Here is a 23,739-nt window from a genome sequence, read left to right as displayed (position 1 = left end):
TTGTTGGTATGAGCGGAGGTGTTGATTCATCAGTAACTGCTTTGCTCTTAAAAGAACAAGGTTACGATGTGATTGGCATCTTCATGAAAAACTGGGACGACACAGACGAATTTGGTGTCTGTACAGCCACAGAAGACTACAAGGATGTAGCTGCTGTTGCAGATCAGATTGGCATTCCTTACTACTCTGTCAACTTTGAGAAAGAGTACTGGGATCGTGTTTTTGAATACTTCTTGGCAGAATACCGAGCTGGTAGGACTCCAAATCCAGATGTCATGTGTAACAAGGAAATCAAGTTTAAAGCATTCCTTGACTATGCCTTGACACTGGGTGCAGATTACGTTGCAACGGGTCACTATGCTCAGGTGAAGAGAGACCAAGATGGCTTGGTTCACATGTTGCGTGGCAAGGACAACAATAAGGATCAGACCTACTTCCTAAGCCAACTGTCACAGGAACAACTGCAAAAGACTATGTTTCCTCTGGGTCATTTAGAAAAGCCAGAAGTTCGAGCAATTGCTGAAAGAGCTGGTTTAGCTACAGCTAAGAAAAAAGACTCGACAGGTATTTGCTTCATTGGTGAGAAGAATTTTAAAGAATTTCTGAGTCAATATTTACCAGCCCAGCCTGGTCGCATGATGACCTTGGAAGGCCGAGATATGGGCCAGCATGCTGGCTTGATGTATTATACTATTGGCCAGCGAGGTGGTCTTGGAATTGGTGGTCAGCACGGGGGAGATAATGAGCCTTGGTTTGTGGTTGGAAAAGATCTCAGCCAAAATATTCTTTATGTGGGTCAAGGCTTTTACCATGACAATTTGATGTCAACCAGCCTTGACGCTAGTCAGGTTCATTTCACAAAAGAAATGCCAGAAGAATTTACTATAGAATGTACAGCTAAGTTCCGTTATCGTCAGCCTGATTCCAAAGTGACAGTTACTGTAAAGGGTGACAAGGCAGTTGTCAACTTTGATCAGCCTCAAAGGGCTGTTACTCCAGGTCAAGCAGTCGTCTTCTATGATGGAGATGAGTGCTTAGGTGGTGGCTTGATTGACAGAGCTTATAAGAATAGTCAAGTCTTGCAGTACATTTAGATTGACAATTCAGCTCAATCTGCTACAATAAGATAAGCAATACCTATGATGGTCAAAGCTCATGGATGTTGCAGGCTTTTTTGTCCTGCACTTCTGGAGACTTGGCCTTTTTTGGTGAAAAAAAACGAAGGAAAAAGAAATGTCACACAATTTTACTGAAAGTTATGATATTATCGTGATTGGAGCAGGGCATGCTGGGGTTGAGGCATCGCTGGCTGCTAGTCGAATGGGTTGCAAGGTTCTTTTAGCAACCATCAATATTGAGATGCTGGCTTTTATGCCCTGCAATCCATCTATCGGAGGATCTGCTAAAGGGATTGTTGTCCGTGAAGTAGACGCTTTGGGCGGTGAGATGGCCAAGAATATTGACAAGAGCTATATCCAGATGAAGATGCTCAACACGGGTAAGGGACCTGCAGTTCGGGCTCTTCGGGCGCAGGCGGATAAGGAAGTCTACTCCAAAGAAATGCGGAAGACTGTCGAAAATCAAGAAAATCTGACCTTGCGACAAACTATGATTAATGAAATCTTGGTAGAAGATGGTAAGGTAATTGGGGTTAAGACAGCGACCCATCAGGAGTATGCAGCTAAAGCCGTCATTGTTACGACTGGAACAGCCTTGCGAGGAGAAATTATCATTGGGGATCTCAAGTATTCATCAGGTCCTAACCACAGTCTGGCAGCTATTCCTTTAGCAGATAACTTGCGGGATCTAGGTTTTGAAATTGGTCGTTTTAAAACCGGAACGCCTCCGCGTGTCAAGGCATCATCTATCAATTATGATGTGACCGAGATTCAGCCAGGTGATGAAAAGGCCAATCATTTCTCTTATGCGTCTCGCGATGAGGACTATGTGAAAGATCAAGTTCCTTGCTGGTTGACTTATACCAATGCGGAAAGTCATGAGATTATCCAAAATAACCTGCATCGGGCGCCTATGTTTTCAGGAGTAGTCAAGGGTGTGGGGCCACGTTATTGCCCGTCTATTGAGGATAAGATTGTCCGTTTTGCAGACAAAGAGCGTCACCAACTTTTCTTAGAGCCTGAGGGCCGTGATACGGAAGAAGTTTATGTGCAGGGGCTGTCAACCAGTCTGCCAGAAGATGTACAAAAGGACTTGGTTCACTCTATCAAAGGTCTAGAAAATGCTGAGATGATGCGGACAGGCTATGCCATTGAGTACGATATGATTATGCCCCACCAGTTACGGGCAACCTTGGAAACTAAGAAAATTTCAGGGCTCTTTACAGCAGGTCAGACCAATGGGACTTCTGGCTATGAAGAAGCTGCAGGTCAAGGAATTATCGCGGGTATCAATGCTGCCTTGAAAGTCCAAGGTAAGCCAGAGCTGATTCTGAAACGCAGTGACGGTTACATTGGAGTCATGATTGATGATTTGGTGACCAAGGGAACAGTAGAACCTTATCGACTCTTGACTAGTCGAGCTGAGTACCGTCTGATTCTCCGCCATGACAATGCCGATATGCGTTTGACAGAGATGGGACGAGAAATTGGTCTGGTAGATGATGAACGCTGGGCTCGTTTCGAGATTAAAAAGAATCAATTTGACAACGAGATGAAGCGTTTGGAATCTATCAAACTAAAACCTGTCAAGGAAACAAATGCTAAGGTAGAAGCGCTTGGCTTTAAGCCTCTGACAGATGCAGTAACTGCCAAAGAATTTATGCGACGTCCGGAAGTGTCTTACCAGGATGTGGTTCAGTTCATTGGTCCAGCGGCAGAGGAGCTTGATGAAAAGATTATCGAGCTAATTGAAACAGAGATTAAGTATGAAGGCTATATTTCCAAAGCTCTTGATCAGGTTGAGAAGATGAAGCGCATGGAAGAGAAGCGGATTCCAGCTAATATTGACTGGGATGATATTGACTCGATTGCGACAGAAGCACGACAGAAGTTTAAGAAAATCAATCCAGAAACAATTGGTCAGGCTAGTCGTATTTCTGGTGTCAATCCAGCAGATATTTCCATTTTGATGGTTTACTTAGAAGGCAAGTCTAGAAGCATTTCTAAAAATCAAGCGAAGTAACTCTTGTAAAAGGCTTAGTTTCCTTTGGGAAGCAGCCTTTTTGTGTAAATTTACAAGCGGTTTACAAAGTTGTAAACTTTGAAAGGCTGTTTTTCGCTTCCTTTACCCTTCTTAAATGCCTTACTTATTGGGAGAAATTCGCTTTTTTCTCGAATTTATGGTAAAATGGCGGAATAAGAGGTCTATGATGAAAAAATTTCGTTTTGCCCCAATTCACTTAGCGATGGCGGGTCTAATTTCCTTTATAATCTTAGCCATCTGTCTGAGACTTTTTGGTGATAGTTTGGCCATGCTAGCTGCTCTCATGCTTGTGCTGGCTCTTTTGATTGTGCTTTTTATCCAGCAACAGAGAGTATCCGAGCTAGATGAGATTGAGCAGATTCATTATGTCAATCATCAGGCAGAAGGGAGCCTCGCTTCCTTGCTGGATAAGATGCCAGTTGGTGTCATTAAAATCAGTGAAGATAATGGTGATGTAGAGTGGTTTAATCCCTATGCGGAACTGATTTTTACAACCGAAGATGGTGATTTTGATGCAGATATGCTCAAGAATATCATGAAGGCTGCTTATTCAGACTCTGGTCATTATGCTACGGTTGGAGACAAGAAATATTCGGTTTACTTGGACCGTGCATCCAGTGTGTTTTATTTTTTTGATGCATCCAATGAATACGAAGCCACTGTTGGTCTGGTAACAACGCGCCCGGTGATCGGAATTATCTCGGTGGATAATTATGATGATTTGGAGGATGTCGTTTCTGACACAGATATCAGCCATATCAATAGCTTTGTGGCCAACTTCGTAGCAGAATTTTCTGAGCAGTTTCACATGTTTTACCGTCGGGTTGGTATGGATCGGTTCTATCTTTTTACGGATTACACAGTGCTGGAACAGCTGATGGAAAATAAATTTTCTATCATTGATCAATTCCGGACGGAAGCTAAAAATCGCGAGCTGTCATTGACACTCAGTATGGGCTTTTCTTATGGTGATGGCAATCATGATGAAATCGGTCGGGTAGCCCTGCTTAACCTCAACTTAGCTGAAGTTCGCGGTGGGGATCAGGCTGTCGTCAAAGAAAATAATGACAACATGAATCCAATCTTCTTTGGTGGAGGAACGGCGTCAGCTGTTAAGCGCACGCGCACGCGAACTCGGGCTATGATGACTGCGATCTCTGATAAGATTAAGAGTGTGGATCAGGTCTTTATAGTCGGACATAAAAATCTGGATATGGATGCCTTGGGTTCTTCTCTTGGTATGCAACTCTTTGCTAGTAATATCATTGAGAAAGCTTATGTGGTCTATGATCCGTCCCAGATGGCTTCTGACATTGAGCGGTCCATTACAAAGCTTCAGCAGGAAGGGGCTGACTATCTGCTGCCGCTTTCTGAAGCAGTAAATATGGTGACCAATCGGTCGCTTTTGATTATGGTTGACCATTCCAAGATATCTCTGACGCTGTCTAAGGATTTCTTTGATCAATTCAGTCAGATTATCGTAGTCGATCACCATCGTCGTGATGAAGACTTTCCAGAAAATGCTGTGATTGCCTATATCGAAAGTGGGGCTAGCAGTGCCAGTGAGTTGGTGACGGAGCTGATTCAGTTCCAGAATTCTAAAAAGAACCGTCTCAGTAAGATGCAAGCCAGCCTTCTCATGGCGGGGATCATGCTTGACACCAAAGGATTTTCATCTCGAGTCACCAGTCGGACCTTTGATGTGGCCAGCTATCTACGGACTCGGGGTAGTGACAGTGTTGTGATTCAGGATATTTCGGCTACGGATTTTGAGGAATATCGTGCGATTAATGAGCTGATTTTAAATGGCAAGAAGATTTTGCCTAATGTCATTGTAGCAGCTGGTCCAGAGGAGAACACTTATGATACAGTTGTTATCAGTAAGGCAGCTGATACCATGCTCTCCATGTCAGGAATTGAAGCTACTTTTGTCGTGAGCAAGAATACCAAAGGCTATGTGTCTATTTCGGCTCGCAGTCGCAGCAAAATCAATGTTCAGCGAATTATGGAAAAGCTGGGCGGTGGCGGTCATTTCAATCTGGCAGCAGCTCAAATTGAAGGTAAAATAGTTTCTGAGGTCCTTCAGTCGCTGAATCAAGAAATTATGGACCAAGTCATTAAAGAGGAAGTAATAATAGACGAGGAGAAAAAAGGATGAAAGTAATTTTTTTAGCAGATGTAAAAGGCAAGGGCAAAAAAGGCGAAATCAAGGAAATGCCGACTGGCTACGCTCAAAATTTTCTGATTAAGAAAAATTTAGCCAAGGAAGCAACAGCGCAGGCTATTGGAGAACTGCGCGGCAAGCAAAAGTCCGAAGAAAAAGCCCACGCTGAACTAGTGGCAGAAGCTCAGGCTATTAAGGCTAAGTTAGCAGAAGAAGCTACTCTTGTTGAATTTACTGAAAAAGTTGGTCCGGACGGTCGCACCTTTGGCTCTATTACCAGCAAGAAAATAGCAGAAGAGCTGCAGAAGCAGTTTGGCATCAAAATTGACAAACGGCATATTAAGGTGGACTCACCGATTCGCTCCATTGGTCTGATAGATGTTCCAGTGAAAATTTATCAGGATATAACTGGGGTGATTCGTTTGCGGGTTAAAGAAGGATAATAGTGATTTGAAGGAAGGATTTACCGATGGCAGAGATTGATGAACTCCGAGCTCAGCCTCAGGATATTTTAGCGGAGCAGTCCGTCTTAGGAGCCATTTTCATTGATGAGAGCAAACTGGTCTTTGTTCGTGAGTATATCGAGCCTGCTGACTTCTTTAAGTATGCCAATCGCTTGATTTTCAAGGCTATGATTGACTTAGCTGACCGCGGGGATGCCATTGATGCAACGACGGTTCGCAATATTTTGGATAGTCAGGGTGACTTGCAGAATATCGGCGGTCTCAGCTACTTGGTGGAAGTGGTCAATTCTGTGCCAACCTCTGCCAATGCTGAATACTATGCTAAAATCGTTGTAGAAAAGGCCATTCTAAGGCGGCTGATTTCGCGTCTGACAGAGTCTATCAATCAAGCCTACGATGGTGACCGTCTGTCAGAGGAAATTATCGCCGGAGCTGAAAAAGCTCTGATTGATGTCAGTGAGACGGCCAACCGCAGTGGCTTTAAAAATATCCGTGATGTGCTGAATCTTAACTTTGGCAATCTGGAGGCTCGATCTCTGCAGACATCAGATATCACTGGGATTGCGACTGGCTATCGTGAGCTGGACAAGATGACGACTGGTCTGCATGAGGAAGAATTAATCATTCTGGCGGCTCGGCCAGCGGTCGGAAAGACGGCCTTTGCTCTTAATATTGCTCAGAATATCGGAACCAAGCTGGATAAGACTGTAGCCATTTTCTCTCTGGAAATGGGGGCGGAGAGCTTGGTGGACCGGATGTTGGCTTCTGAAGGGGTGATTAATTCTCACTCTATTCGTACGGGGCAACTGACAGATGAAGAGTGGCAGAAATATACCATTGCGACAGCTAATCTGGCTAATGCCAGTATTTATATCGATGATACACCAGGGATTCGGATTACAGAGATTCGCTCGCGGGCTCGAAAACTAGCCCAGGAAACGGGTAATTTAGGGCTGGTCTTGATTGACTATCTGCAGCTGATTACAGGAACTGGCCGTGAAAATCGCCAGCAAGAGGTTTCGGAAATTTCCCGGCAGTTGAAAATCTTGGCGAAGGAGCTCAAGGTGCCGGTCATTGCGCTGAGTCAGCTCTCGCGTGGCGTGGAGCAGCGGCAGGATAAGAGACCAGTGCTGTCTGATATTCGGGAATCAGGTTCCATTGAGCAGGATGCGGATATTGTTGCCTTCCTTTATCGGGATGATTATTATGATCGAGCTGGTGAGGAGGAAGAAGGCATTCCCAACAACAAGGTTGAGGTCATTATCGAAAAAAACCGGAGTGGGGCGCGTGGTACAGTAGAGTTAATTTTCCAGAAAGAGTATAATAAATTCTCAAGTATTTCCAAAAGAGAGGACGAATAAAGATGAGTGATGCATTTACAGATGTGGCAAAAATGAAAAAAATCAAAGAAGATATCAAGGCGCATGAAGGACAAATTGTTGAGATGACGCTGGAAAACGGTCGTAAGCGCCAAAAAAGCAAGCAAGGCCGTCTGATTGAAGTCTATCCGTCTTTGTTTATTGTGGAATATTCCAATGAAGGCGGTCAGCCAGGGGAAATCTCCAATACCTATGTGGAGTCTTATACTTATTCTGACATTTTGACAGAAAAGAACCTCATCCGATATTTTGATGAATAGAAAGGTCCAGTGGGCCTTTTTACTTATATTTGAAGCAATTCCTCAGTCAAATCGACGTATATAGAGGATGATAAGCAAAGAAAACAGGTGGTCATCATGATTAAAAATTTAGTTTTTGATTTGGGCAATGTTCTGATTGAATGGAATTCAGAGAAAATCTTGACATATTTTGAACCTGAGAAAGAACGGCGGCAGGTCCTTAGGCAGGCCATTTTTGAATCAGGTGTCTGGCATCAGACGGACAAGGGAGAGCTGAGTTTGAAAGAAGCTTGTGAGGAAGTCCTGGCTCAGCTGGATGTTTCTTATCATTCCGCCATTAAGAATATCTTTTATCATTGGTATGAGGTTGTGCATGTTTACAGTGATTTACAGGAAAGAATTCGGCTATGGGTTGACCAGAGCTATCGAATCTATATCTTGTCAACCACTTGTGAGATTTTTTATCATATTGAAAAAGCTGGTTTGTTGCCTATTTTTCCACTGCTGTCGGGCTATATCCTTTCCTCAGAGGTCGGTGTCGTCAAGCCAGAAGTAGAGATTTACCACAAGCTGTTGAAAAAATATGGTCTGGATCCAGTGGAATCCGTCTTCATTGATGATATTCAGGCTAACTTAGACACGGCAGCTGAATTGGGCTTTGAAATCATCTTATCCACAAGTGAGACTGAGAATATCAGGGCTATGGAGACTTTGCTGGCTGCGAAAGGGAAGTTTGGCTGATTGATGATCGTTTGCTTCACTTATCGTTGAAAAGGAGCGAGCCCAAGCTCCAACCTTGACATTTGCTGATGATTGCGCTATCATAGTCCTATATATGGGAGTCTGTGTACAGTCTGAGAGGAAGTGTAAGCTTCGACCGCACCTGATCTGGGTAATGCCAGCGTAGGAAACATACCGAAAAATGTGGTATTTGTGCGCCTTTTCCGTATATGGAAAAGGTCTTTTCTTTTATCATCTTTATCGAATGGTGATATCTTGAAAAATTGCAGCGCTAAAATGCAGGAAGGGAGGAAAATCATTCTAATGAAAGCACTACAAAGGCTGATGCGACAGCAAATCGGTTTCTTAGGTATGTTGGGTGTACTTGTCATCTGGCAGGTCATGGGCTGGCTCAAGCTCTTGCCCAAGTTTATCCTGCCGACACCTCTGGAAATTGGTCAGGCCTTTATCAGAGATGCTGGATTTCTAGCAAGTCATAGCTGGGCGACCTTAAAAGTAGCCTTGCTGGGTTTAGTCTTGGGCGTCATCTTGGCTTGTATACTAGCTATACTCATGGACAGCATGAGCTGGCTCAATGATCTAATCTATCCCATGATGGTCGTGGTGCAGACGATTCCGACCATTGCTTTGGCGCCAATCTTGGTTCTCTGGCTGGGTTATGGGATTTTGCCCAAGATTGTGCTCATTATTCTGACGACGACTTTTCCGATTATCGTCAGTATTCTGGATGGTTTTCGGCATTGTGACCGAGATACTCTGACTCTCTTTGAGCTTATGCAGGCCAATCGCTGGCAGATTCTTTGGCATTTTAAGATTCCGGCTAGCTTGCCTTATTTCTATGCAGGCTTGCGCGTCAGTGTTTCCTATGCCTTCATCACGACTGTGGTTTCCGAATGGCTGGGCGGTTTTGAAGGCTTGGGTGTTTATATGATTCAGTCTAAGAAACTTTTCCAGTACGATACCATGTTTGCTATTATCATATTGGTTTCGGTTATCAGTCTTCTGGGGATGAAGCTGGTGGCTGTCAGTGAAAAATATATCATTAAGTGGAAATAGGAGCTCAGCTCTGCTATTTTCCAAAGAAAGAAAAGAGGATAATGATGAAAAAAAGTTATAAAGTGTTGCTGGCAGGTTTAGCTGCCGTGTCTATCTTTGGTCTAGCGGCCTGCAGCCAGTCGAAATCTACGTCTGAAAGCAAGGATAAAAAGATTGATTTTATCCTAGACTGGTCACCTAACACCAACCATACCGGCCTTTATGTGGCTCAAGAAAAGGGCTACTTCAAGGAAGCAGGCGTGGATGTGGATATCAAGTTGCCGCCTGAAGATAGCAGTTCGGATTTGATTATCAACGGCAAGGCACCTTTTGGCATTTATTTCCAGGACTCCATGGCTAAAAAATTGGATAAGGGCGCAGAAATCACAGCCGTTGCAGCCATTGTAGAGCATAATACTTCGGGCATTATTTCCAAGAAGTCTGCAGGGATTACTGGACCTAAGGACCTAGCTGGCAAGAAATACGGCACTTGGAATGATTCAGTGGAGCTAGGCATGCTCAAAACTTTGGTTGAAAGCCAAGGCGGCCAGTTTGATGAAGTGGAAAAAGTTCCTAACAACGATTCCAACTCAATTACGCCGATTGAAAATGGTTTGTTTGATGCAGCCTGGATTTATCATGGTTGGGACGGCATCATGGCAGAGACGCAAGGCATGGATACTAATTTCTTTTATATGAAGGACTATGTAAAGGAGTTTGACTACTATTCTCCAGTGATTATTGCTAATAATGACTATCTGAAGAAGAATCCGGACGAGGCGAAAAAGGTCTTGCAGGCCATCAAGAAGGGCTATCAATATGCCATGGAGCACCCTGAAGAAGCAGCGGATATTTTAATCAAGCATGCGCCAGAGCTGAAAAACAAGCGTGATTTTGTTTTGGCTTCTCAAAAATATCTGTCTGAGCAATATGCATCAGATAAGGACAAGTGGGGTCAGTTTGAGGCTAGCCGCTGGAACGCCTTTTACAAATGGGCTAAGGATAAGGATATCGTGGACAATGACTTGAGTGACAAGGGATTTAGCAACGATTATATAAAATAATGACAGAAATTAAACTTGAAAATGTAAGTTATGCTTATGATGAGCAGCAGACTTTGAAGGACATCAGCCTAAAGGTAGAAGCAGGCCAGGTCGTAGCGATTTTGGGGCCTAGTGGAGTCGGGAAAACGACCCTCTTTAATCTGATTGCGGGAATTTTGGAGGTCCAGTCGGGCAGGATTGTCCTAGATGGGCAGGAAAATCCCAAGGGCCGGGTGAGTTATATGCTGCAGAAGGACTTGCTGCTGGAGCATAAGACGGTGCTGGGCAATGTCATCTTGCCCCTCTTAATCCGAAAGGTATCCAAAAAGGAAGCGACGGAGCAGGCAAGTCAGATTTTGAAGGAGTTCGGGCTCTTTGATGTGGCAGATAAGTATCCACATGAGCTGAGCGGGGGGATGCGGCAGCGCGTGGCTCTGCTGCGAACCTATATGTTCGGCCACAAGCTATTTCTTCTGGATGAGGCCTTTAGTGCTTTGGATGAGCTGACCAAGATGGAGCTGCACACTTGGTATCTGGATATTCATCGTAGGCTGGGTCTGACGACTCTCCTTATCACTCATAGCATCGAGGAAGCTCTGGCTCTCAGTGACCGTATCTATATTCTGAAAAATCGGCCTGGGCAAATTGTTGCAGATTTCCAATTGACTTGGTCAGGTAGCGAGGATAAGGAACTACAGAAGCTGCGATATAAGCAGGAGATTTTGAGGATTTTGGGAGTGTGAAGCAACTGCCTGAATTCCTTTGCTTTCAAGAAACAACTTCAATCAAGCCTTTTGGCTTGATTTTTTGCATGATCCCCTTTACTTTTGACTTTATTCATGGTACAATAGCCCTTGTGTGAAATAGCAGCAGGAAAGCATGGAGCTCGTCAACAGAACATCAGCTATAAAAGTAGCCTTAGCTGTTTGGGCGAAAATGTTCTGCACGAATCAGGGCTTTCTAAGTGACTATTTCCTCAAAAATATTTTACAGGAGGACATTTTTATGTCACGTTATACAGGACCATCTTGGAAACAAGCTCGTCGTTTGGGTCTTTCTCTTACTGGTACAGGTAAAGAATTGGCTCGCCGCAACTATGTACCTGGTCAGCATGGACCAAACAACCGCAGCAAATTGTCAGAATACGGTTTGCAATTGGCTGAAAAGCAAAAACTTCGTTTCACTTACGGTGTAGGTGAAAAACAATTCCGTAACTTGTTTGTTCAAGCTTCAAAAATCAAAGAAGGAATCCTTGGTTTCAACTTCATGCTTCTCTTGGAGCGTCGCTTGGATAATGTTGTTTACCGTCTTGGTCTTGCGACTACTCGTCGTCAAGCTCGTCAATTCGTAAACCACGGTCACATCCTTGTTGACGGAAAACGCGTTGATATCCCATCATACCGAGTAACTCCAGGTCAAGTGATCTCAGTTCGTGAAAAATCATTGAAAGTTCCAGCAATCCTTGAAGCAGTAGAAGCTACTCTTGGACGTCCAGCATTCGTATCATTCGACGCTGAAAAATTGGAAGGTTCATTGACTCGCTTGCCAGAACGCGATGAAATCAACCCAGAAATCAACGAAGCACTTATCGTTGAATTCTACAACAAAATGCTTTAATTTGTATTTGTTCAGAAGTCGGTTTCACGGCTTCTTTTTTAATATTCTCAATGAATTAATTAGAACTATTTCCAACTAAAAAAATGTCAATGGATTGAGACAGCTGTTTGGGGAAATTATCTGATTTCTTTCTGCTCCTATCCAATCAGGTGAGACACCCTGTAAAGATTTTTTCCAGCTTTTTTACGGAAGATTTGCTGAAATGGTGTATAATGGGGACAAGACACAAACAGAAAATTGTATGAAAGGAGTAGCGATGAAGGTTCTAGTGACAGGAGCGACTGGCTTTCTAGGAAAGTATGTTGTTGAAGAGCTGGCTGAACAAGGCTATCAGGTACGGGCTTTTGGTCGTAATCTGAAGGCTGGTCGGCAGTTAGAAGGTTCTTTAGTAGAGTTTTTTGCTGGAGATTTTACCAGAGAAGAAGAAATTTTTGCAGCCTGTGAAGGAGTGGATGCAGTGGTGCATGCTGGTGCCCTCTCAACGATTTGGGGACCATGGGAGCAGTTTTATCAGGCGAATGTTGTAGGAACCAAGCTGGTTATGGAAGCCTGCCGACATTTTGGAGTACAAAGACTGGTCTATATTTCCTCCCCAAGTGTTTATGCTGCTGCGCGTGACCAATTCGCTATCAAAGAAGAGGCTGCTCCTCAGGAGAATGAGCTAAATTTCTATATAAAAAGCAAGCTCATGGCTGAGCGGATTGTCCGAAGCTATCCTCAAGTTCCATCGGTTATCTTACGTCCTAGAGGGCTTTTTGGTATTGGAGACACCAGTATTTTTCCTAGAATTCTGCGCTTGAGCCAAAAACTGGCGATTCCACTCATCAGAAATGGCCAGCAAATGATGGACATGACCTGTGTGGAAAATGTGGCCTTGGCTGTTCGTCTGGCTTTGGAAATGCCAGAAGCGCAAGGACAAGTTTACAACATTACCAACGGAGAATCCCGTAGTTTCAAGGATATGCTGGATGAAGCTTTAGATAGTTTACAGGTTCGTAAACATTATATTAAGTTACCTGCTGCTTTTCTAGGTCTTCTGGCACAGGGCTTTGAAAGCTTTTATCGCTTTTTTCACATTGAAAAAGAGCCGCCTCTTACTCTTTACACCTATTACTTAATGCGTTACAGTCAAACGCTGGATATATCAGCAGCAGTAAGGGATTTGGGCTATCAACCCAAGTTGACAATCAGTGAAGGGATTGCAAAATATGTCCAACATTATCGAGAAAATTGAGTATCTTCAGCCTGGGCGCTGCAGCAGTCACTTGCAGCAGATGTTTAAGGGAGTTGCCAAGAAAAAAATAATTTTTCCAGCTGGTGTTTTCCTCTTGAAGCATCGTGAGAAAGGCTTTATTCTCTATGACACTGGCTATTCTCCAGCTATTCTGAAGCCCAATTTCAAATACTGGCTTTATGGTCTGGGAACGCCTGTTGATATGTCAGAAGAGGAGCGTGTAGATCGGCTGCTTGAGCAAAAAGGAATTGCGCCAGAAGATATTTCTTATATCATCTTGTCGCACTTGCATCCAGATCACATCGGCGGAGCTGCTTTCTTTCCCAAGGCTCGCTTCATTCTGACCAAGACCGTCTTCAAAACTTATCAACATGCCAAGCTTAAGGATTTGATTTTCAAGGAATTTCTTCCGCAGGATTTTGAGAGTCGGTTGGAAGTGGTGGAACCTCAGCAGGTCCAAGCAGCATTCCTCTATCGTAAGACAGTTGACTTGTTTGGGGATGGCAGTATATATCTGGCCTCAGTTGATGGCCATGCCGCTGGTCAAGCTTGTCTCTTTTTGCCAGATTATCATCTGTTTATCGGAGCTGATTTGTGCTGGGGCATGGATCTGTTGCCTTATACGGAGCAGATGCGTTTCTTGCCGTCACTGATCCAAGATAACAAGGAAGAATACATGGCTGGTGTGGCCTTGCTGCGGCAGTTGCTTGCTGTTGGCTATCAGGTTCTAGTCAGTCATGATCCGGCCGAGAGAGCGGAGCAGATTTTGTATGAAACTAGGAACATTTCTAAAAACCTTTAGCGTCATGCGCTGGGGGAATCGATTTAAAGATCGACAGGCCCTGGAAAGCTATCAAGTTAAGGCTTTAGCAATCTATCGGGAATTTCTGCAGCAGGAATCACCTTATTTCAAATCAGGTATTCCAGCAGATTTTAAGATGAATAAGGCCTTTATGATGGAGCATTTCAATGAGCTCAATACTCAGGGGCTGGATCGGGATGAGTTGTTAGCCTTGGCTCTGGAGAGCGAGCGGACACGTGATTTCAGCCCCATGATAGGAGAAATCGCTGTCGGCCTGTCTTCTGGGACATCCGGTCACCGAGGTTTGTTTGTCACCACTGAAAAGGAGCGGAGTATGTGGGCGGCAGCCATCTTGGCCAAGATGCTGCCTACAGGCAAACTCTTTGGGCACAAAATAGCCTTCTTTCTTCGGGCAGATAACCAGCTCTATCAGACTGTCAATTCAGGCTTGATTTCTCTGGAGTATTTTGATACTTTTCAGGGAGCCGAAGAGCATGTAGAGCGATTGAATGCTTACCAGCCAACGATTTTGGTAGCACCAGCATCAATGCTCTTAGAGCTGGCTAAACAAGTCCAGGCAGGGAATTTGCAGATTACCCCTAGCAAAGTCGTATCGGTGGCAGAGATTTTAGAAGAGCCGGATCGGCAGAGGATTCAAGCAGGATTTGGTCTGAAAAAGGTGGACCAGGTCTACCAAGCGACCGAGGGCTTTCTAGCCTGTAGCTGTTCCTATGGGAATCTTCATCTAAACGAAGATATTGTCCATGTAGATAAGTACTACTTAGATGATAGGCGCTTTTATCCAATAATTACGGATTTCAAGCGGACTTCTCAGCCAATTTTTCGATATGAACTGAATGATATCTTGGTGGAAAATCCTGAACCTTGCCCCTGCGGTTCGGTCTTTACACGGATTGACAGGATTGAGGGGCGCTCAGATGATATTTTCATTTTTGAAAATGCTGCAGGCCAGTCGGTGGAGGTCTTTCCAGACTTTATTCGCCGCTGTCTGCTCTTAGTTGATGGGATTGGAGAATACCAAGTCGCTCAGAAAAAGGACTATTCGCTGACCATTGCTATCGAACATCGTAGTCAGCAGCGAGAAGACGAGATTGTCCAGCAGTTTCAGAACTTAGCGACTGATAAAGACTTTCTTATGCCGGCTATTTCTTTTGAAGATTATCAGCGGGACAGAAGCCGTAAGTTGAAACGCATCTATCGAGCTTAAGAATGCTCCCAGTGGAAAAATATATGAATCAGAGGCTCAAGCGCTTTAGCAGTTTACCTAGCTATTAAGCAGCCCCAAGTCTGACAAGAAGGAGTTTAATATGACTGCAGTAAAGAATCATATAAAGATTGTTGGTTACGGTACGCATCTACCTAGAAATACTGTGACTTTTAAGGATCAGACCCGTTATCGGGTGGTGGAAAATGAAGAAACCCAGCTTTCTATGGCTGTTAAGGCGATTGAAAAAGCCCTAGAGCAAGCGGGCTTGACAATCAAAGACATCGACTGTATCGTGTCAGCCAGTGCAGTGGGCGTTCAGCCTATTCCCTGCACCGCGGCTTTGATTCATGAGTTGGTGGCTAAGGGGCTGTCCATTCCAGCCATGGATATCAATACGACCTGCACCAGTTTTATCTCGGCTTTGAGTCTCATGTCTCATTTGTTGGAGGCTGGTGAGTATCAAAGGATTCTCATCGTGTCTAGTGAGGTTGGAAGTTTGGGTCTCAATCCCAATCAGAAAGAAAGTTTTGAGTTGTTCAGTGATGGAGCGGCTGCTTTGATTTTTGAAGCAACAGAGGAAGAAAGAGGGGTCATCTCCAGCCTGCAGCGAACGTGGTCTGAAGGAGCTCACGATACAGAGATTCGCGGTGGTTTGACATCGTTTCAGCCTAAGGAGTATTCGGACGCTACCAAGACTCACTACATGTTTGACATGAATGGTAAGAAGATTCTCTTGCTCTCTGCCAGAAAAATTCCGGAAATGTTTAAAGAATTTAAAGAAAAGAGTGGTCTCAGCCTATCTGACTTGGATTATATCATTCCGCATCAGGCGAGTCGTGCTCTGCCAATGGTCATGCGCAGCTTGGGTATTCCTGATGATAAATACCTTAATATTGTGCAAGACTATGGTAATATGGTGTCAGTAGCAGTGCCCTTTTCTCTCTGCTATGCTCTGGAGCACAATCTAGTCAAGGAAGGAGACACCATCGCTCTGATGGGAACAGCAGCTGGTATGACAGTCAATATGTTGGCTATGAAATTATAATACAATAAAAATAGGGTGTACAGAACCTCTTTTGGTTTTGTACACCCTGTTTAATTTTTCAAAATATCAGAAGAGCCAGGATCCATCGGATTCGAGCAGCTTCTTACAGCATTTTCAAAAGAAATTCTGCTATTTGTTCAGGACTTTCTTTTTTTCCTCTGGAAACCCACATCTGGCAGACGCCGAAGAAGGCATTAGCGAGAAAGACCCGGCTGTATTCTTTTTCAAAATGATTGTAAATGCGATTGCTAAAGCGATCCTGAAGGCTATCAGCTAGCATCATCTGCAGCTTATGGCGCAGGAAATTTTGAATTTCTTTCGTTCCGTTTTCCGTCAGAAGAGCAGCTAAAAGCGGCTCTAGCTGGAGGAACTGAAAGACCTCCGTAATCGCAGTTTGAATATCCTCCTGATTGTTATCAAAAATATACCCCAGTTGATGAAAGAGGTTTTGCTGATAACGTTCAATCATATCGTACTTATCCTTGTAGTGAGTATAAAAACTACTACGGCTGATGCCAGCAGCTTGAGCTAACTGGACAGTAGTGATATGGTCGAAGGACTGCTGATGCAGTAGTGAAACCATGGCTCTCTCAATAATAGCCTTGGTTTTTCGGCGTTTATTGCTTTCTAACATAAAATCTCCCTTTGAGGCTAAGCCTCAGTCTGCTCTTCAAACTAATAGCTATCATAGCAAACTACTTTTTCTTTTTCTCCATGTACTATTATATCAAATGTTTTTCAAGTGGAAAAGAGTTAAATTCCGAAAATAGGCATAGATAGGCAAAATTTTATTTTATTAGGTTTCTTAGACTGGTAAAATAATAAAGCCAAGACTTAAAATAAAGTCTTGGCCTTCGTTTTGAGCATTATTTAAAGTAGAGGTAGTCGGGGTCGGGAGTGACGTAAAGCAACTCACCCTCTTGCGAGAAGATAATAGAAATTTGTTCATTTTTATAAGAGTAAATCGTATAGGTATTTTGTAACCTTGATGCTTGAGAAATATCAACTACACCTGCTAAGAAAGCACGCGCTTGTTCGGTGTTGATTTTTTGCTCCTGAACCAGCCTCTTCAGATTTTCTAATTCTTTGTTTTGGAAAGCTTCGTATTCAGAAGCGAGGTCGGTGCTTACTTTTTCTGGCTCGCCGAGAATACTTTTGACTTTTTCTTGAGTATATCCTTTAAATTCAGGAATTTGAGCTTCAAAACCGCCAGATTCATAGGATTGGTAATAAACCTTGGCATTGCCAGTCGCATAAATCTTGTCTTTCTTAGCATGATCGGCATCTTCTGGAAGACCATCTGTGGTTTTTTCTATATCCTTACTAGAACTACTATTTTCTTTACTAGAACTTCTGGAAGAACTACTGCTGCTAGAGGAGCTGCTTTTGCTTTTGGAAGATTGCTTTGATGAACTTGAGGAATCCTTTAAACTAACTTTTTTTCCTGATTTATCTGAATTAGAAGGGTGAGTGGTAGACTCTGAGTTAGATGGTACAAGGAAACGGCAGGCTGACAGAAGAAATAGTACTGCAACTAGAGAAAATAAGCTAAATAGTGTTCTTTTTTTCATTGTCTTAAACCTTTCTTTACTATGCTCAATCTGACTTGAGCTATTGTGATATGAGGCATCTGCTGGCAGCAGTGTTTCATATGGAACCGTACCTTCAAGTTAAGATCTCGATGCTTGACTCCATTTACCTCGCTTATCATTCTAACATAATACTGATTTTCTGTGTAGCTACCAGTGGAAAAATATTTTTTATCTACAGATTATTTAGGGATTAAAGACAGTAGGACTAACTTATTCCGCTTCTCTACAATCTTTTTAAACAAAATTAGACACGGTGTCCAATTTTTAAAGAATAAACTTGTAATAATTTTCGATTGGTGTATAATCAATTTTATCGAAATTTGGACACTGTGTATAATTTTAGGAGGTAGACATGTTAAGAGAATGGAAAGCTATTTTAAAAAAGCCGACTTTTATCATTGTGATGTTAGGAGTCTCTTTGATTCCTGCCTTGTATAATGTTATTTTCCTGAGCTCCATGTGGGATCCGTATGGAAAGGTATCGGACTTGCCAGTGGCGGTCGTCAATCAGGATAAAGCTGTAACTGCTAGTGGCAAGACCTTGTCTATAGGCGAGGATGTTGTTTCCAGCCTCAAGGAAAATAAAAATCTGGATTTTCACTTCGTCAGCAAAGAAGACGCTCAAGCTGGTCTGGAAAAGGGTGATTACTACATGGTTGTGACGCTTCCAAGTGATTTATCTGAACGTGCAGCCAGTATTTTGACCGATAATCCTCAGCAAATGAAGATTGACTATCAAACGTCTAGCGGCCACAGTTTTATTGCTGGTAAGATGAGTGATTCGGCTATGGCTTCTTTGAAGCAGACGGTGGCGCAAAATGTGACGGATACTTATACAAGCGCTTTATTTAAGAATATGGGAGATCTAAAGACTGGCTTGGTGAAGGCATCTGATGGTGCTCAGCAATTAGCATCCGGCAGCCAACAACTAGATTCAGGCAGCCAGACAATTGCAGATAACTTAAGAACTCTGAATCAAGCTACGAGCAAATTATCGTCCGGCGCAGCTCAATTTAACACAGGACTACAGACTTATACTGGGAGTGTTGCACAAGTATCGTCTGGACTGGGTAGTTTGTCAAATGGGATAAACACTTATGCAAATGGTGTAAGTACTGTGGTCGCAGGTGCAAATCAGCTGTCGGGTCGATCAGCAGATTTATTGGGAGGAGTCCAACAGCTCACCCAGTCAGGAGATGGAGTTCAGGCCTTATCAACAGGTGTGACGAATCTGAACACTGGCTTGGCTACATTAAAGTCATCGGTAGATACCACCTTAGCTAACAACCAGCAAAATGTGAATGATTTAGCAAATAGTTTGACACAGTTGAATGCTAGTATTCAAGCTGCAGCAAGTGACTCAGCTGTTTCGACAGACAGCATTGAAGCTTCACTGACTAGCATAGTAGCATCCGCTCAGGCCATTATCAATAATAATCAAGACGCCAAGGCCGCAGCTTTAGCAAGTGTCCAAGGGACCAGTGCTTATCAAGGACTTTCTAGTGAGGCTAAGGCGGAGATTGATACAGCAGTCAGTGCTAGTCAAGCAGGAAGTGATCAATCTGCTCAGGCAATTTTATCAGAAGTTGATACGATGAGGGCTTCTCTTGAAGTGATAAAAGCTACCAGTCAAACGAAGATTAGTCAATTGGGAAACACTTCTACTCAGGTTTTACCCCAAGCATCTACCATGATTAATGGCCTTTATAATGGCTTATCAACGGTGAGTACTAGCCTCGGTTCAGCAAGCGGAGGAGCCAATCAACTAGTCGCAGGTGTAGACACCCTAAATGAGAAACTAACGACTGGCGCGACACAATTGGAACAAGGGGTGACAAGCTATACCAATGCAGTCGGTCAGCTATCTGAGGGGACATCAGCTTTGGCAAGTAAGAACCCTGATTTGCTAGCAAATACAACAAAATTAGCAAACGGGGCTGCCCAATTAACAGATAAATCGCCAGAATTGACCTCTAGTTTCGGGAAATTAGCAGATGGAACCAATCAATTAGCGAGCGGTACAGAAAAGCTGGCTGATGGCAGCAGTGCTTTAACAGATAATCTCTCTAAACTTACTGTGGGAACGAGCGATTTGTCCAATGGCCTCTCAGATGCAGGCGATAAATTGTCGACTGTTTCTACTAAGGAAGACAATGCAAAAACTCTGGCAGATCCTCTGACACTGAGCAAGACAGATGAGAATAAGGTAGAAAAAAATGGCATTGGGATGGCGCCTTATATGATTTCAGTAGCTTTATTTGTGGCAGCTATTTCAACCAATATCATCTTTAGCACACTTCCATCGGGTCAAGAACCCAAGACGAAACGAGATTGGCTGAAGGCCCGTATAGAGGTAAATGGAGTCATTTCTGTCGTAGCGGGTGTTTTGGTCTATGGTGCTGTGCACTTGATAGGCCTATCTGCAAACCATGAGTGGGCAACCCTTGGTTTGATTGTCCTAGCCAGCATGACCTTTATGGCTCTTGTGACGGCTTTGGTTACTTGGGATAGCAAGCTCGGCGCCTTTGCTTCTCTGATTCTCTTGCTTTTACAGCTGGCTTCTAGTGCAGGAACCTATCCGCTGGAGCTGACTAGTAAGATTTTCCAAGTTATCAACCCTTGGCTGCCAATGAGCTATTCTGTATCGGGCTTGCGCCAAACGATTTCCATGAATGGTCAAATCGGTACTCAGGTCCTCTTCCTTGCTTTTGTTTTAGTTCTTTTCATGACACTTGGTACTCTAGTTTATCGAACAGATAAAAAACAGCTAGCTTAGGGTTCGTGCTTTTATGAATCTGTAAAAATGTAGATGAAAAGTCTATCTGTAATTCGTTTACTTTTTCTCTAACCAACATCTCCTGAAAAGGGAGATGTTTTGTTTTCTTTAAGTTTTCTTTATTTTTCTTTTAAGTTTTTATCTTTAAAATTGCATTACATTCAAGAAAGATAGAGAGGTGAGAAGCCCATGGCAGTAAAAATTTTTCAACATCATTTTCAGCGCTTTGAAACCAAATACATCATTTCCAAGGAAACCTTGCTGGATTTATTGCTAGAGTTTGAAGGCTATCTGGTGGAGGATGAGCGAGCTTATTCGACCATTAACAATCTCTACTATGATACGCCATCTTATCAGCTCATTCGTGAGTCCTTGGAAAATCCTTGCTTTGATGAGAAGGTGCGTTTGCGGACCTATCAAGAGCATCCGACCGAGGATAGTCAAGTATTTTTGGAAATCAAGAAAAAGACTGAGAATCTGGTCACCAAACGCCGTCTTGCAGCAGATTTGTTGACAGCGGAAGCCTATCTGGACGGTGATTACAGTCAGCTGACTGACCTTCAGATAGACAAGGAAATGGCCTGGCTGACCCAGCATTTTGGCAACATTCAGCCTATGATGTATATCGGCTACAATCGTTATTCGATGAAAGGGATTGAGGACGAGCGGATTCGGATTACCTTTGATCACGACCTGACCTACCGTCCTTATGATCTGAGTCTCTTGGCTGGTCGCCATGGGGATCATCTCCTGCCAGCCAATCACGTCATCATGGAAGTTAAGATTCCAGAAGCTTGTCCGCTATGGCTCAGCGAGATCATGGATCGCTACCAGCTGTCTCCGAGCTCTTTATCCAAATACGGCTTTGCCTATAAAAAGGCAAACTGTATCAGCAGCAAATAAAATAGATGGGAAAAGAAAAATGAAACAATCAAAATCAACTCTTAAAAAAATTAAATTGATGATTCCACTGGTCTTGATGACAGCAGTGCTGGGAGCATGCAGCTCAAACGCCAGCAGCTCTACAGCTTCAAGCACCACTCAGACTGCTAACGCTACAAGCACTAGTCAGACCAAGACCAATACTTCTGATTACTTTGCTTCAGAAGACTCAGACGCTTCTTATGATGAGTCCAAGGCGATGACCATCAGCCTGAGTGGCTCCAGTGCTAAGACCTCTGGTGACGGCGCTAGTGTCTCCGGCTCAACTGTGACAATCTCAGAGGCTGGGACCTATGTTATTTCCGGAACGAGCGAAAATGTGCAGATTGTCGTCAAAGCAGGTGATAGCGACAAGGTTCAAATCGTCCTAAATGGTGTAACCATGAGCGGGACAGACGCAGCTATTCTGGTAGAAAATGCGGGTAAAACAAGCTTGACTCTGGCTGACGGCAGCCAAAACACAATCTCAGACTCATCAAATCATAGTAATACGGATGCAGATGCAGCTATCTATAGTAACTCTGACCTGACTCTCAATGGCTCTGGAAGTCTGACAGTTGATGGCAAGTATGAAACAGCGATTAAGTCTGAGCAGACCTTGCGGGTGACAGGTGGCACTTATACGCTCAAGGCAGCTAAGAATGGTCTGTCAGCTGCTTCAGCTATTAATATCAAGGACGCTACTATTGATATCACAGCGACAGAAGATGCTATCCACGCGGACAATGATGAAGACACTTCTCTGGGGAATCTCTATATCCAGTCCGGCACCATCGCGATTAATGCAGGTGATGATGGTCTGCACGCTAGCAATATTGCTTTGATTGATGGTGGAACGATTACAGTTTCCAAGAGTGTAGAAGCTCTGGAAGGAACCAATGTCACCATTAACGGCGGCAAGCTGGACCTTTATGCGACGGATGATGGGATCAATGCAGCTAGTGATGTAACTGGAGCTGATATCTTTATCAAGATTACCGGTGGCGATATCAAGGTCGAGGTCGGTGAAGGCGATACAGACGCTATCGACTCCAACGGCGATGTCATCATGTCAGGAGGAAACTTGGATATTACTTCTACGGTATCTGCCTTTGACTTTGATGGAACAGCTACCTACACTGGCGGTACCATCACGGTCAATGGTGAGAGCCTAACAGAAATCACAGCAGACGGACCTGGCGCTGGTGGACCCGGTGGCGGCGGTGCCCCAGACGGCCAAGGCGGTTTTGGTGGACGATAAAAAAGCCGACGAGATAACAATGAAATGGTGCCTAATGAAAGAGAAGAATCCTCATTCCAGCTGGAATGAGGATTTCTTGCTATTCATCAATTCTAATCAACATCTTCTCCGTATCCACGGTCACTTGAGCACCGATGGTAATGGTAAAGAGTGGCTGAGTATGGGCAAAGTCCAAGTCATAGAGGACGGGAATCGTCTTTAGAATTGGATATTTATCCAAGATATAAAGGAGCAGTTCCTCTGTCATCTGACATTCTTTTGGAAAGCGGCCGATGAGAAGGGCCTGCGGGTTAGGATAGGCCTGAAGGAGGGCAGCTAAATTGCGCTCAAACTCCACATAATGATCTTCCTCCGCCTCTTCAACAAAGAGGACATAGTTTTCATCTGTTGGGGCATAGGGCGTACCACGTAGGAGCGAGAAGGTGGAAAGATTACCGCCGATAACAGTGGCTTGGGCTTGTCCGTGATGATAAACTTTCCACTCCGTCTTATGGAAGGTCAGTGGGGCATCAGGCAGATACCAAGCATTGTCGCCCCATTTTTCACTAGGAGTCAATTCATAAGAAGTCTGGCTGACGGCCTTGAGCCAGCTCTCAGTCTGATAGTCCTGCAGGGCATCCATTTTAAAGCTGGAGTAGGACGGTCCCATGTAGGTTTTCATGCCGGTCTTGCTATAGATAGCGCTGAGCAAGGCAGTAGTATCCGAGTAGCCGCAGAAAATCTTAGGATTTCTAGCAATCAACTCAAAGTCCAGATAGGGCAGTAGCTCATTGCAGTTGAAACCGCCGATAGTAGCCAGAATGGCATCAACGGAGTCATCCGAAAAGGCAGCATGAATGTCTGCCACCCGGCTTTCGATGGAGGCAGAGCCTAATATATCATTTTCCAGATAATGCTCCGAAAAAGACACGGTAAATCCTAGCTTTTCCAAACGCTCCTTGGCGGCTAGATTGGCCTCAAAGCCACCGATGTGTTCGATTGACAACGAGGGGCTGACGACCCGAATGTGCATACCAGGTGTGAGTTTTTTCATAGG

21 protein-coding genes and 1 riboswitch are annotated in these 23,739 nt (G+C 43.9%); of the genes, 18 read left to right on the top strand and 3 right to left on the bottom strand.

Annotated elements, in window-relative coordinates:
- The 15 genes from mnmA to RP262_RS04245 form a co-directional block, all read left to right on the top strand.
- Positions 1 to 1,094, top strand: a 1,094-nt coding sequence (gene mnmA / locus RP262_RS04315; RefSeq protein WP_311154421.1) for a tRNA 2-thiouridine(34) synthase MnmA, incomplete at its 5' end; no start/stop codon positions are given.
- Positions 1,095 to 1,233: 139 nt separating this feature from the next.
- Positions 1,234 to 3,141, top strand: a complete 1,908-nt coding sequence (mnmG, locus tag RP262_RS04310; protein WP_311154420.1) for a tRNA uridine-5-carboxymethylaminomethyl(34) synthesis enzyme MnmG — start codon at positions 1,234 to 1,236, stop codon at positions 3,139 to 3,141.
- Positions 3,142 to 3,298: 157 nt separating this feature from the next.
- Positions 3,299 to 5,320: a DHH family phosphoesterase gene (locus RP262_RS04305; RefSeq protein WP_311154419.1), complete on the top strand. Its 2,022-nt coding sequence runs from the start codon at positions 3,299 to 3,301 to the stop codon at positions 5,318 to 5,320.
- Complete coding sequence (rplI, locus tag RP262_RS04300) at positions 5,317 to 5,769, top strand: 50S ribosomal protein L9 (RefSeq protein ID WP_002894242.1); 453 nt, start codon at positions 5,317 to 5,319, stop codon at positions 5,767 to 5,769. The genes RP262_RS04305 and rplI overlap by 4 nt, the downstream gene beginning before the upstream one ends.
- A gap of 26 nt (positions 5,770 to 5,795) precedes the next feature.
- Positions 5,796 to 7,151 (top strand): replicative DNA helicase, encoded by a 1,356-nt coding sequence (gene dnaB, locus RP262_RS04295; RefSeq protein ID WP_311154418.1) that lies wholly within the window; start codon positions 5,796 to 5,798, stop codon positions 7,149 to 7,151.
- A 2-nt stretch (positions 7,152 to 7,153) separates the two neighbouring features.
- Positions 7,154 to 7,429 (top strand): Veg family protein, encoded by a 276-nt coding sequence (locus tag RP262_RS04290; protein WP_002894239.1) that lies wholly within the window; start codon positions 7,154 to 7,156, stop codon positions 7,427 to 7,429.
- A 96-nt stretch (positions 7,430 to 7,525) separates the two neighbouring features.
- Positions 7,526 to 8,149 carry an HAD family phosphatase gene (locus RP262_RS04285; protein WP_311154417.1) on the top strand — a complete coding sequence of 208 codons (624 nt, stop codon included), beginning with the start codon at positions 7,526 to 7,528 and terminating at the stop codon, positions 8,147 to 8,149.
- Positions 8,150 to 8,233: 84 nt separating this feature from the next.
- A riboswitch (TPP riboswitch) is annotated at positions 8,234 to 8,335 on the top strand.
- A gap of 90 nt (positions 8,336 to 8,425) precedes the next feature.
- Positions 8,426 to 9,205 (top strand): ABC transporter permease, encoded by a 780-nt coding sequence (locus RP262_RS04280; protein ID WP_227969317.1) that lies wholly within the window; start codon positions 8,426 to 8,428, stop codon positions 9,203 to 9,205.
- A 41-nt stretch (positions 9,206 to 9,246) separates the two neighbouring features.
- Positions 9,247 to 10,248 (top strand): ABC transporter substrate-binding protein, encoded by a 1,002-nt coding sequence (locus tag RP262_RS04275; RefSeq protein ID WP_311154416.1) that lies wholly within the window; start codon positions 9,247 to 9,249, stop codon positions 10,246 to 10,248.
- Positions 10,248 to 10,970, top strand: coding sequence for an ABC transporter ATP-binding protein (locus RP262_RS04270; RefSeq protein ID WP_311154415.1), 723 nt, complete (start codon positions 10,248 to 10,250; stop codon positions 10,968 to 10,970). The genes RP262_RS04275 and RP262_RS04270 overlap by 1 nt, the downstream gene beginning before the upstream one ends.
- 262 nt (positions 10,971 to 11,232) lie before the next feature.
- Positions 11,233 to 11,844 carry a 30S ribosomal protein S4 gene (rpsD, locus tag RP262_RS04265; RefSeq protein ID WP_002899562.1) on the top strand — a complete coding sequence of 204 codons (612 nt, stop codon included), beginning with the start codon at positions 11,233 to 11,235 and terminating at the stop codon, positions 11,842 to 11,844.
- Positions 11,845 to 12,046: 202 nt separating this feature from the next.
- The gene (locus tag RP262_RS04260) at positions 12,047 to 13,078 is read left to right on the top strand and encodes an NAD(P)-dependent oxidoreductase (RefSeq protein ID WP_311154414.1); all 1,032 of its coding nucleotides are present in this window, start codon (positions 12,047 to 12,049) and stop codon (positions 13,076 to 13,078) included.
- Positions 13,053 to 13,880 carry an MBL fold metallo-hydrolase gene (locus RP262_RS04255; protein WP_311154413.1) on the top strand — a complete coding sequence of 276 codons (828 nt, stop codon included), beginning with the start codon at positions 13,053 to 13,055 and terminating at the stop codon, positions 13,878 to 13,880. The genes RP262_RS04260 and RP262_RS04255 overlap by 26 nt, the downstream gene beginning before the upstream one ends.
- Entirely contained in the window at positions 13,849 to 15,108 is a 1,260-nt protein-coding gene (locus RP262_RS04250) for a F390 synthetase-related protein (protein WP_311154412.1), read from the top strand. The genes RP262_RS04255 and RP262_RS04250 overlap by 32 nt, the downstream gene beginning before the upstream one ends.
- Before the next feature lie 100 nt (positions 15,109 to 15,208).
- Positions 15,209 to 16,153 carry a 3-oxoacyl-[acyl-carrier-protein] synthase III C-terminal domain-containing protein gene (locus RP262_RS04245; protein WP_311154411.1) on the top strand — a complete coding sequence of 315 codons (945 nt, stop codon included), beginning with the start codon at positions 15,209 to 15,211 and terminating at the stop codon, positions 16,151 to 16,153.
- A 103-nt stretch (positions 16,154 to 16,256) separates the two neighbouring features.
- On the opposite strand, the gene RP262_RS04240 is transcribed toward RP262_RS04245, so the two are convergent.
- On the bottom strand, positions 16,257 to 16,787 hold the full coding sequence (locus tag RP262_RS04240; protein ID WP_002918003.1) for a TetR/AcrR family transcriptional regulator: 531 nt from the start codon (positions 16,785 to 16,787) through the stop codon (positions 16,257 to 16,259).
- Between the two features lie 232 nt (positions 16,788 to 17,019).
- The gene (locus tag RP262_RS04235; protein ID WP_268697919.1) at positions 17,020 to 17,724 is read right to left on the bottom strand and encodes a DUF4947 domain-containing protein; all 705 of its coding nucleotides are present in this window, start codon (positions 17,722 to 17,724) and stop codon (positions 17,020 to 17,022) included.
- Between the two features lie 373 nt (positions 17,725 to 18,097).
- Here RP262_RS04235 and RP262_RS04230 point away from each other — a divergent pair, with 373 nt between their 5' ends.
- From RP262_RS04230 to RP262_RS04220, 3 genes are all read left to right on the top strand, one after another.
- A complete protein-coding gene (locus RP262_RS04230; RefSeq protein ID WP_311154410.1) occupies positions 18,098 to 20,521 on the top strand; it encodes a YhgE/Pip domain-containing protein in 2,424 nt (807 codons plus the stop codon).
- Between the two features lie 189 nt (positions 20,522 to 20,710).
- Positions 20,711 to 21,424 carry a polyphosphate polymerase domain-containing protein gene (locus RP262_RS04225; RefSeq protein ID WP_311154409.1) on the top strand — a complete coding sequence of 238 codons (714 nt, stop codon included), beginning with the start codon at positions 20,711 to 20,713 and terminating at the stop codon, positions 21,422 to 21,424.
- A 19-nt stretch (positions 21,425 to 21,443) separates the two neighbouring features.
- Positions 21,444 to 22,703, top strand: a complete 1,260-nt coding sequence (locus tag RP262_RS04220) for a carbohydrate-binding domain-containing protein (protein ID WP_002934532.1) — start codon at positions 21,444 to 21,446, stop codon at positions 22,701 to 22,703.
- Between the two features lie 79 nt (positions 22,704 to 22,782).
- On the opposite strand, the gene RP262_RS04215 is transcribed toward RP262_RS04220, so the two are convergent.
- Positions 22,783 to 23,736, bottom strand: a complete 954-nt coding sequence (locus RP262_RS04215; protein WP_002927374.1) for a S66 peptidase family protein — start codon at positions 23,734 to 23,736, stop codon at positions 22,783 to 22,785.
- Between the last annotated feature and the right edge of the window lie 3 nt (positions 23,737 to 23,739).

This window comes from uncultured Streptococcus sp., assembly GCF_963456385.1.
In the GTDB taxonomy this organism is placed as follows: Bacteria; Bacillota; Bacilli; order Lactobacillales; family Streptococcaceae; genus Streptococcus.
The sequence above is the reverse complement of the archived record's forward strand: the minus strand, read 5'-3'. Positions and strand labels throughout refer to the sequence as shown.

What these genes read in the sequence shown, in the direction of transcription:
- mnmG (WP_311154420.1), top strand. Translation starts at nt 1,234, where the DNA reads ATGTCACACAATTTTACTGAAAGTTATGATATTATCGTGATTGGAGCA.
- RP262_RS04305 (WP_311154419.1), top strand. Translation starts at nt 3,299, where the DNA reads ATGGTAAAATGGCGGAATAAGAGGTCTATGATGAAAAAATTTCGTTTT.
- rplI (WP_002894242.1), top strand. Translation starts at nt 5,317, where the DNA reads ATGAAAGTAATTTTTTTAGCAGATGTAAAAGGCAAGGGCAAAAAAGGC.
- dnaB (WP_311154418.1), top strand. Translation starts at nt 5,796, where the DNA reads ATGGCAGAGATTGATGAACTCCGAGCTCAGCCTCAGGATATTTTAGCG.
- RP262_RS04290 (WP_002894239.1), top strand. Translation starts at nt 7,154, where the DNA reads ATGAGTGATGCATTTACAGATGTGGCAAAAATGAAAAAAATCAAAGAA.
- RP262_RS04285 (WP_311154417.1), top strand. Translation starts at nt 7,526, where the DNA reads ATGATTAAAAATTTAGTTTTTGATTTGGGCAATGTTCTGATTGAATGG.
- RP262_RS04280 (WP_227969317.1), top strand. Translation starts at nt 8,426, where the DNA reads ATGCAGGAAGGGAGGAAAATCATTCTAATGAAAGCACTACAAAGGCTG.
- RP262_RS04275 (WP_311154416.1), top strand. Translation starts at nt 9,247, where the DNA reads ATGATGAAAAAAAGTTATAAAGTGTTGCTGGCAGGTTTAGCTGCCGTG.
- RP262_RS04270 (WP_311154415.1), top strand. Translation starts at nt 10,248, where the DNA reads ATGACAGAAATTAAACTTGAAAATGTAAGTTATGCTTATGATGAGCAG.
- rpsD (WP_002899562.1), top strand. Translation starts at nt 11,233, where the DNA reads ATGTCACGTTATACAGGACCATCTTGGAAACAAGCTCGTCGTTTGGGT.
- RP262_RS04260 (WP_311154414.1), top strand. Translation starts at nt 12,047, where the DNA reads ATGGTGTATAATGGGGACAAGACACAAACAGAAAATTGTATGAAAGGA.
- RP262_RS04255 (WP_311154413.1), top strand. Translation starts at nt 13,053, where the DNA reads ATGTCCAACATTATCGAGAAAATTGAGTATCTTCAGCCTGGGCGCTGC.
- RP262_RS04250 (WP_311154412.1), top strand. Translation starts at nt 13,849, where the DNA reads ATGAAACTAGGAACATTTCTAAAAACCTTTAGCGTCATGCGCTGGGGG.
- RP262_RS04245 (WP_311154411.1), top strand. Translation starts at nt 15,209, where the DNA reads ATGACTGCAGTAAAGAATCATATAAAGATTGTTGGTTACGGTACGCAT.
- RP262_RS04240 (WP_002918003.1), bottom strand. Translation starts at nt 16,787, where the DNA reads ATGTTAGAAAGCAATAAACGCCGAAAAACCAAGGCTATTATTGAGAGA.
- RP262_RS04235 (WP_268697919.1), bottom strand. Translation starts at nt 17,724, where the DNA reads ATGAAAAAAAGAACACTATTTAGCTTATTTTCTCTAGTTGCAGTACTA.
- RP262_RS04230 (WP_311154410.1), top strand. Translation starts at nt 18,098, where the DNA reads ATGTTAAGAGAATGGAAAGCTATTTTAAAAAAGCCGACTTTTATCATT.
- RP262_RS04225 (WP_311154409.1), top strand. Translation starts at nt 20,711, where the DNA reads ATGGCAGTAAAAATTTTTCAACATCATTTTCAGCGCTTTGAAACCAAA.
- RP262_RS04220 (WP_002934532.1), top strand. Translation starts at nt 21,444, where the DNA reads ATGAAACAATCAAAATCAACTCTTAAAAAAATTAAATTGATGATTCCA.
- RP262_RS04215 (WP_002927374.1), bottom strand. Translation starts at nt 23,736, where the DNA reads ATGAAAAAACTCACACCTGGTATGCACATTCGGGTCGTCAGCCCCTCG.